We start from the raw sequence: 14,409 nt of genomic DNA, 5'->3' as shown, positions 1-14,409 counted from the left end.
CCGGGGCCCGGGGCCCCGGCCGGAGGGTCAGTTGCAGGTGCCGATCGTCCCGGAGACCGATCGTCGTGGCGTGAGGACGGTGACCTTGCCGCCGGCTGCCGCCTCAGTGCGTAGGCGCTCAATCTCCAGGTGCTGGGCCGCTATCCGGGACAGGGCCAGTTGCTGGAATTCCTTGAGTTCGTCGATTTCGATGTTCTGTTTCTTGATGCGTTCTTCGAGTTGAGTGTTGGTGTCCTTGAGTCGTTGGATCTGGGCGATTCTGGGGTCGACGACGGCTCCGGCTTCCTGGAGGAGTTTCAAGCGCCTCTCGAATTCCTCGGCCAAGTGCTGGTATGGGCCGGGCCGAGTGGTGCCGTCACGGTTCTTCTTCGGGTAGAACGCCGTGCGGGTCACTCCGGCCTCTGTGGCCAGGGTGCTGAGATCGCATTTTCCCCCGGGTGGAAGTTCACCCCGCAGGATCCGGTCCGTTGCGGCCCGGATCGCTTCTTCTTTCCGACTCCGAGCCTCTTCGCTGATGCGTCCCATGTCAGACTCCAGTTCCGTTCGCGGCATCGATCTCGGCCAGGACACGCAAATCGCGGTTCAGGTCGGCTTGCAGGCGGGATTTCTCTGTGGGCTGGCCTCGCCCGATGCCGCCCATGAAGACCTTTTTGTTCTCCGCGCTGGCGGCCCAGACCGGGCGGTGGCTCTGATGGTGGGTGGCTTGCGGGCAGCGGACGGAGTCACACATGCCGGCCAGCGGTTTGTCGGCCCCGGGCGTCCCCGCGAGGATCAGGCACAGCGCCTTGGACGGATCGATGAACCAGCAGTAGTTGGCGATTCCCAGGTGTAGTGTCTTCGCCCGTCTGGACAGCAGGTTGATGACCTCCTGGTCCCCTGGCTTGACCCCTGGTGCGGATGCCTCCATCTCCTTCAGCTTCTCGTCGACAGAGGCAAAGAACTCGATGAGATCGCGCGCTCCGGAGCCGGTGGGAAGGATCCCCTTCTGGGAATCACGGAAGGCTTCCAAGGTCAAGTCTTTGTTTCGAACCTGCTCTTCTGCGGCAACGTCGGAAAGGAACTCTGCTTGTGCACCGCCGGGCCTTGCTGCATATCCCTCGGTAGTGACCACGCTCACGTGCTTGAGGTGAATCTTCGCGGCCAGCAATCCGCCGGGACGGTGTGCGAGTTCCATGGCCAGGGTGCGGCGGGTGATCTGCAGGCTAATCGGGTCGTTCGGTATCGGCGCAAGTCCCAGTCGTTGCCCTTCCGGGCCGTTGACCCAGGTTCGCAGGCTCGCGCACCGCCCATTGAAGGTGAACCGGCCAAACGCGCGTGAGGACGTGTCCTGCGGGTCCCGGAGTCCGACCGCGAGTTGGACTGCAGAATACGCTTGGCGGACAGTGACCCATTCTTCCCAGACGCCGCCCGGTCCCTGCCCCTTGATCAGTTTGGTTTTCAGCCGGTATCGCATCCGGCCAGATCCCAGATCCTTCGGGGGCGCGCAGGCATCGACCGGCATCTCCATCAACTCACTCGCCCGCATTCCAGTGAGCAGGGCGACGACGACGATGCAGGCCGTCCGGACCCTGTCCACCAGGAATTTCAAGTCCAGGATTCCCTCGACCCCTTCGGTCCACGGAACCTCGCCGCCACCGTCCGCGCGTGACACCGCCCGCGCGTCGCGTCCCCATCGGGGTCTCACGCCGACTGCGGCCACCGCTTGTTCCATCAGCGGACGCAGGGTGGGAATCCAGCGGTGGGGGAAGGTCTTCTTGCCCGCCTTGCGGGCAAGGGCGTTCAGGCTCACGTTCAGCAGGGGGTCGTCCTGGGACCATCCGTCGAGCAGTCGCCTGGTCACTTCCATGTCTTCGAGTGCCTCCAGTGGGACACCTTCGGCAATGTGGGCACGGATCGCTGTGCTGAGACGGGCCTGCCACCTCTCACTGCTGGTCCAGAGGGTCGGGGCTTCCTCCTGCCGGACCGCCTCGACCAGTTCCAGGACGTGCGGGCCGAGTGTTTCGACGACGTAGAGAGCCGCGGCCAGCCACGGCTGCAGGGCGTCCTGCCGCATCGGCTGGGTCACGTTCGCCTCGCGCGGCTTGCAGCCGGCCACCTCGAAGGGGGAACGGCCGGGCCACGGAACGAACCCGTCGGCGAACCGGTCGGTGCTGAACAGTTCGCCGTAGAAGGCGGGCTCCTGCATGGCCTGGACGGCGGCCAGCCGTGTCTCCGGAGCCGCGGGCCGAAGGATCCTGCCCTTGCGATCGCGCACGTCACTGCGGTGCAGGTAGTACGCCTGACAGTGCAGCTGTGTGACCTCCCCCAGCGACGTGACCCCGTGTTCGGTGAGCCAGTTGAACCACTCGGCCAGGTTCTGGAGCCGGGCCAGGCAGGTCCTGATCGCGATGGGATATCGGAAGGCCTGCGGCAGTTCACGTACGGCCTCGTGTCCCGGAGCCAGGCGCGCGAAGATGAACTCCTCGGCCACGACGCGCCAGCGCGGATCCCGGATCCTGGAGAAGTCCAGCCGGCGTTCACTCGGCTTGAGGCTGACGGGCAGACCCTCGACACCGGTGAAGGACCAGACCGGCTCACCGACCCGGGGCCGCATCCCGCCCGGCTTCACCCGCAGCCCGGCCTCTTCACAGACATCGAGCCCGAAGAGCGGGCTCCGGACCGGTCCGGAGCCCGCGGGCGCCTTAGTGGTCACGGTCGTCATCGTGTTCCTTCTTCCGGCCGCAGCGGCAGTTCGTCATCGTCATCGGCGACCTGTGCGGCTGCGGCGAGCAGAGCCTGGGAGGTGAAGTGGGCATCGGGGGTGAGGATCTCGGCCAGGCGCTGGTCGTAGCGGCCGAAGACGCCCATGAACTCGGCCTGGGGCATCTGGTCCCACTGGCGGGCGAAGAACGCCCGTAGCCGCATCAGATTGGGCAGGTGCCGAGGGGTGAACAGGGCGAGCGGACAGAGCAAGCACACCCATGGGCGGGCCGGGCACGGTTTCCCCTTCGGGCCGTGCAGGCCCGACAGCTGGTCGCCGCAGGCAGCGGTGAACACGTCCCGTTCCCCGCCGACCAGCGCGGCCAGAGCCTCGTCGTCCAGGCCCAGGGCAGCGACTTTCTGCGGGTAGTCGCGGACCAGCTCGGCGACGTCGTCGTCCGCCAGGACGACCGGTGGTTCGGCCCGTTTCAGCATGTCGTTCTGGGCCTCGGCGATGATCTCGTCCACGAGCTCGCGCTGCTTGGGGGTCCCGGCTCCCAGGTAGTGGTCGCCTTCGGCCTGAGGACTCCGGTTGGGGTCCAGGGTCGCGCGGCGGCTGCCCGCCCACGCGCGGCGGTCCCGCATCGAGTCGTAGGTGGTGCGGATCCGGTGCATGTTCAAGGCCAGCGGCTGGCCGTCGTCACCCACCAGCCCTCTGTCCACCACCCACGCACGGATCGTGGTGACCGTGGCGGGCCGGGTGATCCAAGGACCCGCATTGTGTGTGTCGTAGCGGACCCAGAGTGCGTCCCGTGCCCCGGGCGGGGCGAACCGGCGGGAGAGTTCTGTATGGTCAGTCCACTGCTGCAGCAGCCGGGTCGCCCGTGTGGTCAGCGTCCGGCTCTCCTCGGCCGTGCGGCCCTTCACATAGTCCAGCAGGATGGTCCTGTCCCCGGCCCAGTCGACATCGCCCAGTCCGAGGTCGTCCAGCCCGTCCGGGACGATGCCGGTGTAGACGCCGAACAGCAGCCGGTAGCCGAGCATGACGTTGACCGTGGGGAACAACTTGGCGGCCTGCCAGCTGCGGCGCCACGGAAATCTCGACTGCGACAGCCCTGAGGGGTGGTCCGCGGACCAGGTCGCGAACGGGGCCGCTTCCACCGGTCCCACCTGGGCATAGAGCCAGAGCAGGTTTGCGTCCGTCCACCCGCCAACGCGCGGATCCTGGCCCGACTCCGCCGTCTTCACCGCGAGCCGGTGGGCCGCGTACGACTCCTTGACCGCGGTGCGGCAGACCTGGGTCAGGCTTGACCACTCGGTCTCGCTGTAGGGCTGTATGAAGTTCTGGTCGCGGCGCCTCTTGGAAACGAACCGGCGGCCGTCGACCAGCTCACGGACATCCGGACGCAACACGCCGTGCAGGTCGTCAAGGCGCCGCAGCATCATCCGCGCGCGGCCCTCTTCCACCGGGCGGTACTTCCCGCTCATCCAGTGCGCGGCCAGCCGCCCCCGGGTCAGCTCGGCGGCGCCGCCGGTGAATCCCAGCTCGGCCAGCCCGTTCGTGAAGGCCCTGATCCCTCCCAGGTAGCCGGCCAGCGTGCTCTCCTGGTCGACGTCCCCGTGCGGATGCACGAGATCGGCCAGGCCGTGCAGCAGCTCACGGGCCAGCGCCGGATTCCTGGTGGAGAACCTCTCGCCGTGGGCCTGGCTGTTCACCCAGCGGGTGCATCCGGTCCCGTCGCTGAAGACCGCAGTGATGCCCGGCGGCTCGTCGATCACTGTGGCGGGCATCAGATGCCGTCTCCCTCGTCGTCGAACTCCGCCGCCGCTTCACGTTCCGCAGCCCGGGCCCGTGCTGTGCCCTGCTCCTGTGCCGTGTGCAGGTCGGCGAAGATCCGCGTCGTATCCAGGCGGTTCAGGTACTTTTCCGTGGTCAGAGCACTGGAGTGACCCAAAAGATCACGCAGGATCATCAGCGGTTCATGGCTGGTGAGGTAGAGCGCCAGCGCGGCATCGGTGTCACCGGGCCGGACCTTCTGGGCCAAGCGCGCGTAGTAGCCCGACGCGAGCCTCGCCATCGTCTGCATCGCGAAGGTGTGCCGGCCCCGGTGCGGATGAACATGGGGAAACCGCGGCTCGTAGCGGTCCCGGATTCGGTCCGAGGCCCGCTCGAAGACCGTGTTCCACGCGGTGAACGGCCGCCCCGGCCCGCAGACCGACAGCAGCATCGACCCGCCTCCCGGCGCGACCAGCCGGCGGCGTTCACCGGGCCCCAGGTCCTCCCACAGCACCCTGGCGCCGTTGACCCGCCCGCCCCGGGCATCGGCCTCGGTCACGATCAGCGGCTCGCCCCAGCGGGCCGGCGGCGTCCACGACGAGCCCGCCACAGCGGTCGCCCGCTCGAACGCCAGATAGTTGTGCAGCTCGGCCAGCGTGTCGTAGTCGACCCAGGTGCTGCGGAACTTGCCGCCCTTGGTGATCCCCCACGGCAGCGGGACAGGCGTCGGAATCTCCGTCCGTCGCTTCGGCAGAGCCGGGACTTCGCAGGCCAGCAGGTAGGTGAACTCCTGCTTGCGCGGTCCCGAAGCGATCACGAACCGGCCCACCGCGGCGTTCCGGGCCATCTCCCGGCCCCGGTATCCGCGCTCCTCTGAACCGTCCGGCTCCAGCCGGGCCAGGCCCTTGAGGAACAGGTCGGCGAAGTCGTCCTCCAGGTACTTGATCGTCACGTGCCCCTTCGCCCGGCGGCGGCGGGCCTGGTTGACCTTCACCTCGCGCATCTGGTTCTCGAAGACGCCGGTGGCGTGGTCGTAGGTGAACGGCAGGGCGGTGGTGTAGCCGTTGTCGATCGCCCACGCGTAGAACTTGCCGAGCATGGCCATGTGCTGGTTCCACGTAGACGCCTTGAAACGGGCCGCGAGGGGCCCACGGGCCCGGTGGACCGAGTAGGCGCTCAGCAGGGCCTTGAGCCGGTCCCTGCCCTCCAGCAGCCCCACTCCGTGCCCGGCCCCGAACTCCATCCACTCCCGTACGGCGCGGACGTACGAAGGCCACGAGTTGTCCGACGGGACCTTGCTGGTCGGCAGCTCACAAGCCCAGCGGTTCACGACAGCCGAGGGCCGCAGCCCGTGCTCGTCCTCGAAGAGCAGGTCCTCGTCGAAGATCAACGACATGCCCTCGGGTATGACCGGCTTGTGCTCCAGCCCCCAGGTCTCCCACCCAGAGGATGAATAGATCATTTGTTGCATACCGACGGACGCTACCTCGTGGGACGCACCACTTGTGTACCCACAAACAGTCGCTGACCATGGGCTTCGTCCTCAAAGAGACACTGCAACTAAGCAGAAACAACCCAGCTGAGCACCCGTAGTGCGTGCAGTTCGGGCAGGGACTCCTCCAGGGCGCCGCCGCCTACCCGGCCGCGCGAGGCGGCGAAGGCGGGCCAGCGCAGCCCCTCGGCCGTTTCACCGCCCAGGAGTACATCGAGTCCGCCGCCCAGCGGATCGGCGTCCACGAGGAGGGTGCGCAGGCCCTCGCGCGCGGAGGTGACGGCGAGCGCGCAGGCGAGCGTGGACGCACCGGCCCCGCCCCGGCCGCCGATGATCCCGACGGTGAGGGCCGGGCGGCCGACGCCCTCGGCGACGTCGGCGATCCGGTCGACCAGCCACTGCTCGCCGTCGGGCAGCATCAGGACGTGGTCGGCGCCGATCTCGACGGCCCTTTTCCACACCCCGGAGTCGTCCTGGTCACGGCCGACCAGCACCACTCCCCGCCGACGGGCCGCTCCGCACACCCGGCGGGCGGCGTCGTCGCCGACGAGGACGAGCGGGGCCGTTTCCCAGCCACCGCCGTGGTCGGGTACGCCGTGATGGACCTCGGGTGTGGCACCGGCGGCCGCGCACAGGCGCAGCAGATCGTCGAGGAGTCCGGCGTCCTCGGTGACGATGAGCGGCCGTCCCGGCCGGCTTCCGGCGGCGGGCGACGGGTCATGGGTGACGGTTCCGGCCACGTGTGATCCCCCCTAGGCTGTGACTTCCACGCAGCCTCTGCGGCCACGCGATTCCCAAAGTTGTGGAGAACCGGCAACCGGCCCCCATATGGACGGCCGATAGGAACCGGCCATACGCGCCCCGGCAATCGGAACCGGCCATGAACTCGCCGCGGCCGAAGCGCGCTGGAATCACGGTGCAGCGAACCCGGAAATCGTGTGGATCTTGGTCGAAAACCGTGGACAACTCAGCGATTGTGAATATCGCTGTCACTCATACCGGTGACCCCTGCGCCGATCCCTGTACAACTTCCGTAGAGCAGCCTGTCGATTACCATGAGTAATGAATCATGGACATGACGAAACGGCGACCGCGTAGCCGCTCACCGGCCTCGCGGCCTCGAAAAGAAGGGAGAAAACCCACCCGGACATGCGACGACCCCCGCCGGGGGGGAGAGCGGGGGTCGTCCCCACGGCCGACTCGGGGGGGGAGGAGTCGGACCGGGTTAGCACGGTCGCGAACGATCCGTGACTTCCATGGTGTACCCGAGAGCCCTCTCAGGCAAACCCACGCGCCCCACCTTACGCCGAATGGTGGGCGCCTATGCTCAGGGGCGTGGAAAACCACTCCTTGCCCCGCGCAGCAGCCTTCTTTGACCTGGACAAGACGGTCATTGCGAAGTCGAGCACCCTCACCTTCAGCAAGTCCTTCTACCAGGGTGGACTGATCAACCGCAGGGCCGCACTGCGTACCGCATATGCCCAGTTCGTGTTCCTGGTGGGCGGCTTGGACCACGACCAGATGGAGCGCATGCGCGAGTATCTCTCCGCCCTGTGCCGCGGCTGGAACGTCCAGCAGGTGAAAGAGATCGTCGCCGAGACCCTGCACGATCTGATCGACCCGATCATCTACGACGAGGCCGCCTCCCTCATCGAGGAGCACCACACGGCCGGACGCGACGTCGTGATCGTCTCCACCTCGGGCGCCGAGGTGGTCGAGCCGGTCGGCGAACTGCTCGGCGCCGACCGGGTGGTGGCCACGCGCATGGTCGTCGGCGAGGACGGCTGCTTCACCGGGGAGGTGGAGTACTACGCCTACGGCCCGACCAAGGCCGAGGCGGTCAGGGACCTGGCCGCGACCGAGGGGTACGACCTGGAGCGCTGCTACGCCTACAGCGACTCGGCGACCGACCTGCCGATGCTCCGGGCGGTCGGACATCCGCACGCCGTGAACCCCGACCGCGCGCTGCGCCGTGAAGCGCTCGCGCGCGGGTGGCCGGTTCTGGAGTTCCGCAGGCCGGTCCGGCTCAAGCAGCGGCTGCCCGCGTTCTCCGTGCCGCCCCGCCCGGCACTCGTCGCGGCGGCGGCCATAGGAGCGGCGGCCGCCACCGCTGGTCTGGTCTGGTACGCGAACCGGCGCCGCAGCATGGCATCCTGACCGATTCGCCCCTGTTTGAACCCGAAAGTAAAGAACCGCAGGCAGGGGTTCCGCTTATTTCCCGCTTGCAGTACAAAGGATTTAACGGCCCGCGAGACCAAAGGACATCCGAGAGGATCCCCTACCACTACGCACTTGGCCCACGGACCTTGCATGAACATCGGGCACCCACGCGACGTCGACCCGTCGATTACGGGCCAGCCGCACCAGGTGACGGGCAAAAGACCCCGACCTGATGGGCGACATATCGAGGACGCCTGGTAACCGGGTGAACATGCCAGCGGCGGTACGAGAACTCGTACCGCCGCAACCCTTGTCAGGGGAGTTTTCCTAGGCCGCGCCGCGCTGGAGCGCCTCGCACACCGCGGTGGACTCGCGGGCACCCAGCTCGACCGCCCTGCCACAGTGCGCGATCCAGGCAGCCATGCCTTCCGGAGTGCCGGAAACATACCCGTCCAGCGCGGCGAGGCAGGAGGCGCGGCCGAGTTCGGCGTGGCCCACCTCGGCCGGGCACACGGCCTTCGGGTCGAGTCCGCTGCCGATCAGGACGATCCGCTCGGCCGCACGCGCGACCAGGCCGTTGTGGGAGGTGAAGGGGCGCAGGGCGAGCAGTTCGCCGTGCACCACGGCGGCCGTCACCAGCGCGGGCGCGGAGGTGCCCGCGATGATCAGGTCCGCCAGCCCCTCCAGCCGTCCGGACACCTCACGCGCGTCCGGCAGCGGCAGCTCGATCAGCGGCTCGTCGACCGCCTCGCCCGCCTGGCGCGGCCGGCCGATCTCCGCACCCTGGTCCGCGGCGGCCACCAGGTGCAGCCGGGCCAGCACCCTGAGGGGCGACTGTCGCCAGATGGACAGCAGCTGGCCCGCCTCGGCCGTCAGCCTGAGCGCCGCGCCCATGACACGCGCCTCGGCGTCGACGCCGAAGTCGGTGCGCCGCCGTACCTCCTCCAGGGCCCAGTCGGCACCGGACAGCGCCGCCGAACCGCGGGCGGCGCGCAGCGCCGCCTCGGAGGTGATCTCGTTGCTGCGGCGCCGCATGACCCGGTGCCCGTAGACCCGGTCCACGGCCTTGCGCACGGACTCCACGGACTCGGCCACACCGGGCAGTGAGCCCAGGGCCGCGAGCGGATCGGCGGTCGCACCTGTCGTACTCATGAGTACGACAGTACGCGCCCACCCTTCACCCGACCGTCCGCCCCCGGCGGGCTTGGCGCACGCCTCGCCGGTCCCACCCCACGAAGGAGTGGTCTTCTCGACTCCGACTGACACATACAGCTATCAGCTGACTACCCTTGGTGAACATGAAAATTGCTTTCGTCGGGAAGGGCGGCAGCGGCAAGACCACGCTCTCCTCCCTCTTCATCCGCCACCTCGTCGCGGCCGGACGGCCGGTGGTCGCCATCGACGCGGACATCAACCAGCACCTCGGCCCGGCGCTCGGTCTCGAGGAGTCGGAGGCGGCCGCGCTGCCCGCCATGGGCGAACGGCTCTCGCTGATCAAGGACTATCTGCGCGGTTCCAACCCGCGCATCGCCTCCGCCGCCACGATGATCAAGACGACCCCGCCGGGCGAGGGCTCGCGGCTGGTCCGGGTGCGGGAGCCCAGCCCGGTGTACGACGCCTGCGCGCGCCCGGTGGAACTCGACGGCGGCGCCGCCCGTTTGATGGTCACCGGCCCCTTCACGGACGCCGACCTCGGGGTCGCCTGCTACCACTCCAAGACGGGAGCGGTGGAGCTGTTCCTGAACCACCTCGTCGACGGCCCCGACGAGTACGTCGTGGTCGACATGACGGCGGGTTCGGACTCCTTCGCCTCCGGCATGTTCACCCGCTTCGACATGACGTTCCTCGTCGCCGAGCCGACCCGGAAGGGGGTCTCCGTCTACCGCCAGTACAAGGAGTACGCCCGCGACTTCGGCGTGGCCCTGAAGGTCGTGGGCAACAAGGTCCAGGCGCAGGACGACATCGACTTCCTCCGCTCGGAGGTCGGTGACGATCTGCTGGTGACGGTCGGCCACTCGGACTGGGTGCGCGCCATGGAGAAGGGCCGCCCGCCCAGGTTCGATCTCCTGGAGGAAGCCAACGCCCATGCCCTGCACACCCTGCGGGCCGCGGCGGACGCCAGGCACGAGGCACGCGACTGGGAGCGCTACACGCGGCAGATGGTGCACTTCCACCTGAAGAACGCCGAGGCGTGGGGCAACGAGCGCACCGGGGCCGACCTGGCGGCGCAGGTCGACCCCGACTTCGTGCTGGGCGAGAGCGTGGCAACTCCCGTCTGACGCCTACCGCTTGTCGGCCGGCGCCCCCGGGACGCCCTTCGGAGCCGGGGCCGGGCGGCCGGAGAGGAAGGACGCCCAGCCCTGCCGCGGCGCCTCGCCCACCTTCAGGTTGCGCAGCTTCGCCAGCGTCTGCGGGTCCTGGGCATCCAGCCAGTCGACGAGCTGGTGGAAGGAGACACAGCGCACCTCGGACTTGTTGCACACCTCCTTCACCACCTCGTCGACGGCACGCATGTAGGTGCCGCCGTTCCAGGACTCGAAGTGGTTGCCGATGATGAGGGGTGCGCGGTTGCCGTCGTAGGCCCGGTAGAAGCCCTTGAGCAGGCCGTCGCGCATCTGGTCGCCCCAGTAGTCGAACTTGTCGGGGTCGCCCTGGGTCTGGGTGCCCGACTGGTTGATCATGAAGTTATAGTCCATGGTCAGCTGCTCATAGGTGTGCCCCGGGAAGGGCACCAGCTGCATGGACACGTCCCACAGGCCTTCTTTCTTCTTGGGCCAGACCTGGTCGTTGACTCCGCTGGAGTCGTAGCGGAAGCCCAGCTGGCGGGCCGCCTTCATGAAGTTCTTCTGCCCTTCCAGGCAGGGAGTGCGGGCGCCGATCAGCTCCTTGTCGTAGTCGAAGGGCAGCGGGGCCGCCTTCTTCATCTCGGCGTTCGTCCTCCAGGACTTCACGAACTCCTTGGCCTGGGCGATCTCGCTCTTCCACTCCTTGACCGACCACTCGCCGACCCCGCCGTCGGGGCCGCAGAAGTGGCCGTTGAAGTGGGTGCCGATCTCGTTGCCCTCCAGCCAGGCCAGCCGTACCTGCTTGAGGGTGTCGGCGATGCCCTGCTCGTCGTTGAAGCCGATGTCCGAGCTGCCGGGCGAGTGCTGGGGCGGCCGGTAGAGGTCGCGCTTCTCCTCCGGCAGCAGGTACACGCCGCTGAGGAAGTACGTCATCGTCGCGTTGTTCTCCTTGGAGACCTTGCGGAAGTGGGAGAACAGCTTCTGGCTGTCCTCGCCCGCGCCGTCCCAGGAGAACACCACGAACTGCGGAGGCTTCTGGCCTGGCTTCAGCCGTTCAGGGCTGGGCAGATGCGGCTGCGCGCCGGTGTAGGCGGTGGACCCGTCGCCGATCAGGCGAAGCACGCTGTTGGGTGCCGGTGCCCCCTTCCGCGGTGCGGGTGTCCCTTCCTTCGTTCCGTTGGAGCCGGTCGCGCAGCCGGCGAGCGACGCGGCACAGGCCGCGGCGGCCACGGCGCCGACGGCCATCCTCTGGGTGGCGGCCATGTTCCGCTCACCTTCTTCCTTCTCTCAGGCAAACGCCGACTCAGGCACGCACCGGAGAGGGCGTTTTCTGGTGATGTGTCGGGGTGTGCCGACAGCGCCGCCAAGGTCCCACGGGACCGAGAAGGAATTAATACGACAAGCCGATAAAATGATCGGTTCATCAATAAGGGTGAGCTGATGCTCCGTTTGCCCAGTAAATCTATGTATATCCTTTACTTGGCATTACGGTTCGTTTACCAAGAGTTGATGTCATCCCGCCGCTGTACGCCGTGACCTCACGGCCGCGACCGAACCCCCGCCTCGACGGGGAAACCCCAGTCCGCGACCGCGCCGCCCGGAGGAGACGGGACCATGTCAGCCTGCGCACCCCTTCACACCCAGCACCCCCACTCGCCGCACGGCCCCCGGCCGGCCCCGCGCCGCCGCTTCCGCGTCGAGGGCGCCGATCTGTCCGCGTCCCTGGCGGTCTTCCTGATCGCCCTGCCCCTCTCCCTCGGCATCGCTCTCGCCACCGGTGCCCCGCTCCAGGCCGGTCTGGTCGCCGCCGCCGTCGGCGGACTCGTCGCCGGCCGGCTCGGCGGCAGCCCGCTGCAGGTCAGCGGCCCCGCCGCCGGACTCACCGTGGTCACCGCCGACCTGATCCACCGCTACGGCTGGCAAGCCACCTGCGGCATCACCGTCCTCGCCGGGCTCGCCCAACTGGGTCTCGGCAGCCTGCGCGTGGCCGGCGGCGCGCTCGCCGTCAGCCCCGCCGTGGTGCACGGCATGCTCGCCGGCATCGGCGTCACCATCGCCGTCGCTCAGGTGCACATCGTTCTCGGCGGCAGCCCGGACAGTTCCGTCCTCGCCAATCTGCGGGCCCTGCCCGCCCAATTGGCCCACCTGCACCCGGGCGCCGTGTCGATGAGCGCGCTGACCCTGGCCCTGCTGCTGGCCTGGCCGCGCATCCCCGGCCGCGCCGGACGCCTCACCCGAAGGATCCCGGCCGCCCTGGTCGCCGTCGCCGGGGCCACCGCCACCGCCGCGCTGACCGCGCTGTCCCTGCCCCGGGTCGACCTGCCGTCCTGGCGCAGCCACGCTCTGGCCTCGCTGCCCGAGGGGCCGGTGCTCGGCGTCGCCGCCGCCGTGCTCACCACGACCCTGGTGTGCAGCGTGCAGTCGCTGCTCGGCGCGGTCGCCGTGGACAAACTGGTCGCCGGCCGGCCCGGGCCCGGCGCCCCCGTCGGCCGCTCGGACCTGGACCGCGAGCTGCTCGGTCAGGGCGCCGCCAACATCGTCTCCGGAGCGCTTGGCGGACTGCCGGTCGCGGGAGTGGCCGTGCGGAGTTCGGCGAATGTGAATTCCGGTGCCGTGAGCCGGAACTCCACGATGCTGCACGGCGTTTTCGTAGTAGTCGCCGCGCTGCTGATGGTCCCGCTCCTGGAGCGGATCCCGCTCGCTTCGCTCGCCGCCCTGGTGATGGCCGTCGGCATCCAGATGGTGTCCCTGCACCACATCCGCTCGGTGACCCGCCACCGTGAAGTGCCGGTGTACGCCGCCACCACACTCGGCGTGGTGTTCCTCGGCGTCCTGGAGGGTGTGGCCCTCGGGGTCGCCGTGGCGGTCGCCCTCGCCCTGCGCCGCCTCGCCCGCACCCGCATCACGCACGAAGAGAAGGAAGGAGTCCATCACGTACATGTACGAGGCCAGTTGACATTCCTCGCAGTGCCCCGGCTCAGCAGAGCCCTGCATCTCGTACCCCAAGGCGCCCACGCCGTCGTGGAGCTGGACGGGTCGTTCATGGACCACGCGGCGTACGAGTCACTGCAGGACTGGCAGAGCGCGCACACCGCGCGTGGCGGTTCCACCGAGCTCACGGGCCGGCGCAACGGAGTGCGGACCACCGATCCGGCGACCTCGGCCGCGTGTCGCTGCCGTCCCTGGACGCCCTGGCGCAACCACCGGGCCTGCCCGCCGCAGGCTCCCGCCGCACCGGTCGCCCATGAACTCGCCCGTGGCATCGGCTCGTTCCAGCGCAACACCGCCCCGCTGGTGCGCAAGGAGCTGGCGCGGCTCGCGCGGGAAGGGCAGCGGCCCTCGCAGCTCTTCCTGACCTGTGCCGACTCCCGGCTGGTCACCTCGATGATCACCTCCAGTGGTCCCGGTGATCTGTTCGTCGTCCGCAACGTCGGCAACCTGGTGCCGCCGCCGGGCGAGGAGCACGGCGACGACTCGGTGGCGGCAGCCATCGAGTACGCGGTGGAGGTGCTCGGGGTGCGGTCCGTCACCGTGTGCGGGCACTCCGGGTGCGGGGCGATGCAGGCGCTGCTCGGCACCGAGCACGAGGGTGCGGCGACGCCGCTGAAGCGGTGGCTCGGACACGGCCTGCCGAGCCTCGAGCGGATGGGCGGCGACCGGCGCCCTCGGCCCCGGCTGGCCGGGCGGGCACCGGCCGACGCGGTGGAGCAACTGTGCCTGACCAACGTGGTCCAGCAGCTGGAGCACCTGCGCGCGCACGCCCCGGTCGCGCGGGCACTGGCGGCCGGTGCGCTGGAGCTGCACGGGATGTACTTCCACGTGGGCGAGGCACAGGCGTATCTGCTCGACCGAACCGGGAGGGTGTTCGAGGACGTGAAAGAGGACGGGAGCGCGGCGGAGGAGCCGCGCGGTCCGGTGTGAGCGGCCACGCACAGACAGGTCTAAACCAATTCGGCCGCAGGCTCTTGTCATCGGCCCCTCGCGTCTGATGAGCTGTGGCCCAGGACACAACGGAC

9 protein-coding genes and 1 pseudogene are annotated in these 14,409 nt (G+C 68.8%); 3 read left to right on the top strand and 7 right to left on the bottom strand.

All coding sequences use genetic code 11. The features are described 5' to 3' along the window. Window positions 1-27 precede the first annotated feature (27 nt). The 5 genes and pseudogenes from AVL59_RS02400 to ssd all read right to left on the bottom strand — a co-directional run. Window positions 28-525: a hypothetical protein gene (locus AVL59_RS02400; protein ID WP_067299555.1), complete on the bottom strand. Its 498-nt coding sequence runs from the start codon at window positions 523-525 to the stop codon at window positions 28-30. A 1-nt stretch (window position 526) separates the two neighbouring features. Further along, window positions 527-2,701: a site-specific integrase gene (locus AVL59_RS02395; protein ID WP_067299554.1), complete on the bottom strand. Its 2,175-nt coding sequence runs from the start codon at window positions 2,699-2,701 to the stop codon at window positions 527-529. Next, a complete protein-coding gene (locus AVL59_RS02390; protein ID WP_067299553.1) occupies window positions 2,698-4,470 on the bottom strand; it encodes a hypothetical protein in 1,773 nt (590 codons plus the stop codon). Before AVL59_RS02390 ends, AVL59_RS02395 begins: the two co-directional genes overlap by 4 nt. Further along, a complete protein-coding gene (locus AVL59_RS02385) occupies window positions 4,470-5,918 on the bottom strand; it encodes a site-specific integrase (protein WP_308281998.1) in 1,449 nt (482 codons plus the stop codon). The genes AVL59_RS02390 and AVL59_RS02385 overlap by 1 nt, the downstream gene beginning before the upstream one ends. A gap of 113 nt (window positions 5,919-6,031) precedes the next feature. Then, window positions 6,032-6,688 (bottom strand): annotated as a pseudogene (ssd, locus tag AVL59_RS02380) (septum site-determining protein Ssd); the annotation flags it as partial. Window positions 6,689-7,271: 583 nt separating this feature from the next. Between ssd and AVL59_RS02375 the strand changes: the two are divergent. Beyond that, entirely contained in the window at window positions 7,272-8,105 is an 834-nt protein-coding gene (locus AVL59_RS02375) for an HAD family hydrolase (RefSeq protein WP_067299551.1), read from the top strand. Window positions 8,106-8,435: 330 nt separating this feature from the next. Here the strand turns inward: AVL59_RS02375 and AVL59_RS02370 are convergent, their stop codons facing one another. Next, a complete protein-coding gene (locus tag AVL59_RS02370; protein WP_067299550.1) occupies window positions 8,436-9,260 on the bottom strand; it encodes a Fic family protein in 825 nt (274 codons plus the stop codon). A gap of 146 nt (window positions 9,261-9,406) precedes the next feature. Between AVL59_RS02370 and AVL59_RS02365 the strand changes: the two genes are divergently transcribed. Then, window positions 9,407-10,387, top strand: a complete 981-nt coding sequence (locus AVL59_RS02365) for an ATP-binding protein (RefSeq protein ID WP_208870293.1) — start codon at window positions 9,407-9,409, stop codon at window positions 10,385-10,387. A gap of 3 nt (window positions 10,388-10,390) precedes the next feature. Here AVL59_RS02365 and AVL59_RS02360 read toward each other — a convergent pair whose 3' ends face one another. After that, window positions 10,391-11,656, bottom strand: coding sequence for a polysaccharide deacetylase family protein (locus AVL59_RS02360; protein WP_067299548.1), 1,266 nt, complete (start codon window positions 11,654-11,656; stop codon window positions 10,391-10,393). 351 nt (window positions 11,657-12,007) lie between these two features. On the opposite strand from AVL59_RS02360, the gene AVL59_RS02355 reads away from it, so the two are divergent. After that, window positions 12,008-14,314, top strand: coding sequence for a SulP family inorganic anion transporter (locus AVL59_RS02355; protein ID WP_067299547.1), 2,307 nt, complete (start codon window positions 12,008-12,010; stop codon window positions 14,312-14,314). Window positions 14,315-14,409 lie beyond the last annotated feature (95 nt).

It is taken from the genome of Streptomyces griseochromogenes, from assembly GCF_001542625.1.
GTDB lineage: Bacteria > Actinomycetota > Actinomycetes > Streptomycetales > Streptomycetaceae > Streptomyces > Streptomyces griseochromogenes.
The sequence above is the reverse complement of the archived record's forward strand: the minus strand, read 5'-3'. Positions and strand labels throughout refer to the sequence as shown.

Bases quoted from the DNA above. Each gene is read 5' to 3' on its own strand.
- AVL59_RS02355 (WP_067299547.1), top strand. From the start codon at position 12,008: ATGTCAGCCTGCGCACCCCTTCACACCCAGCACCCCCACTCGCCGCAC.
- AVL59_RS02365 (WP_208870293.1), top strand. From the start codon at position 9,407: ATGAAAATTGCTTTCGTCGGGAAGGGCGGCAGCGGCAAGACCACGCTC.
- AVL59_RS02400 (WP_067299555.1), bottom strand. From the start codon at position 525: ATGGGACGCATCAGCGAAGAGGCTCGGAGTCGGAAAGAAGAAGCGATC.
- AVL59_RS02390 (WP_067299553.1), bottom strand. From the start codon at position 4,470: ATGCCCGCCACAGTGATCGACGAGCCGCCGGGCATCACTGCGGTCTTC.
- AVL59_RS02395 (WP_067299554.1), bottom strand. From the start codon at position 2,701: ATGACGACCGTGACCACTAAGGCGCCCGCGGGCTCCGGACCGGTCCGG.
- AVL59_RS02385 (WP_308281998.1), bottom strand. From the start codon at position 5,918: ATGATCTATTCATCCTCTGGGTGGGAGACCTGGGGGCTGGAGCACAAG.
- AVL59_RS02375 (WP_067299551.1), top strand. From the start codon at position 7,272: ATGCTCAGGGGCGTGGAAAACCACTCCTTGCCCCGCGCAGCAGCCTTC.
- AVL59_RS02360 (WP_067299548.1), bottom strand. From the start codon at position 11,656: ATGGCCGCCACCCAGAGGATGGCCGTCGGCGCCGTGGCCGCCGCGGCC.
- AVL59_RS02370 (WP_067299550.1), bottom strand. From the start codon at position 9,260: ATGAGTACGACAGGTGCGACCGCCGATCCGCTCGCGGCCCTGGGCTCA.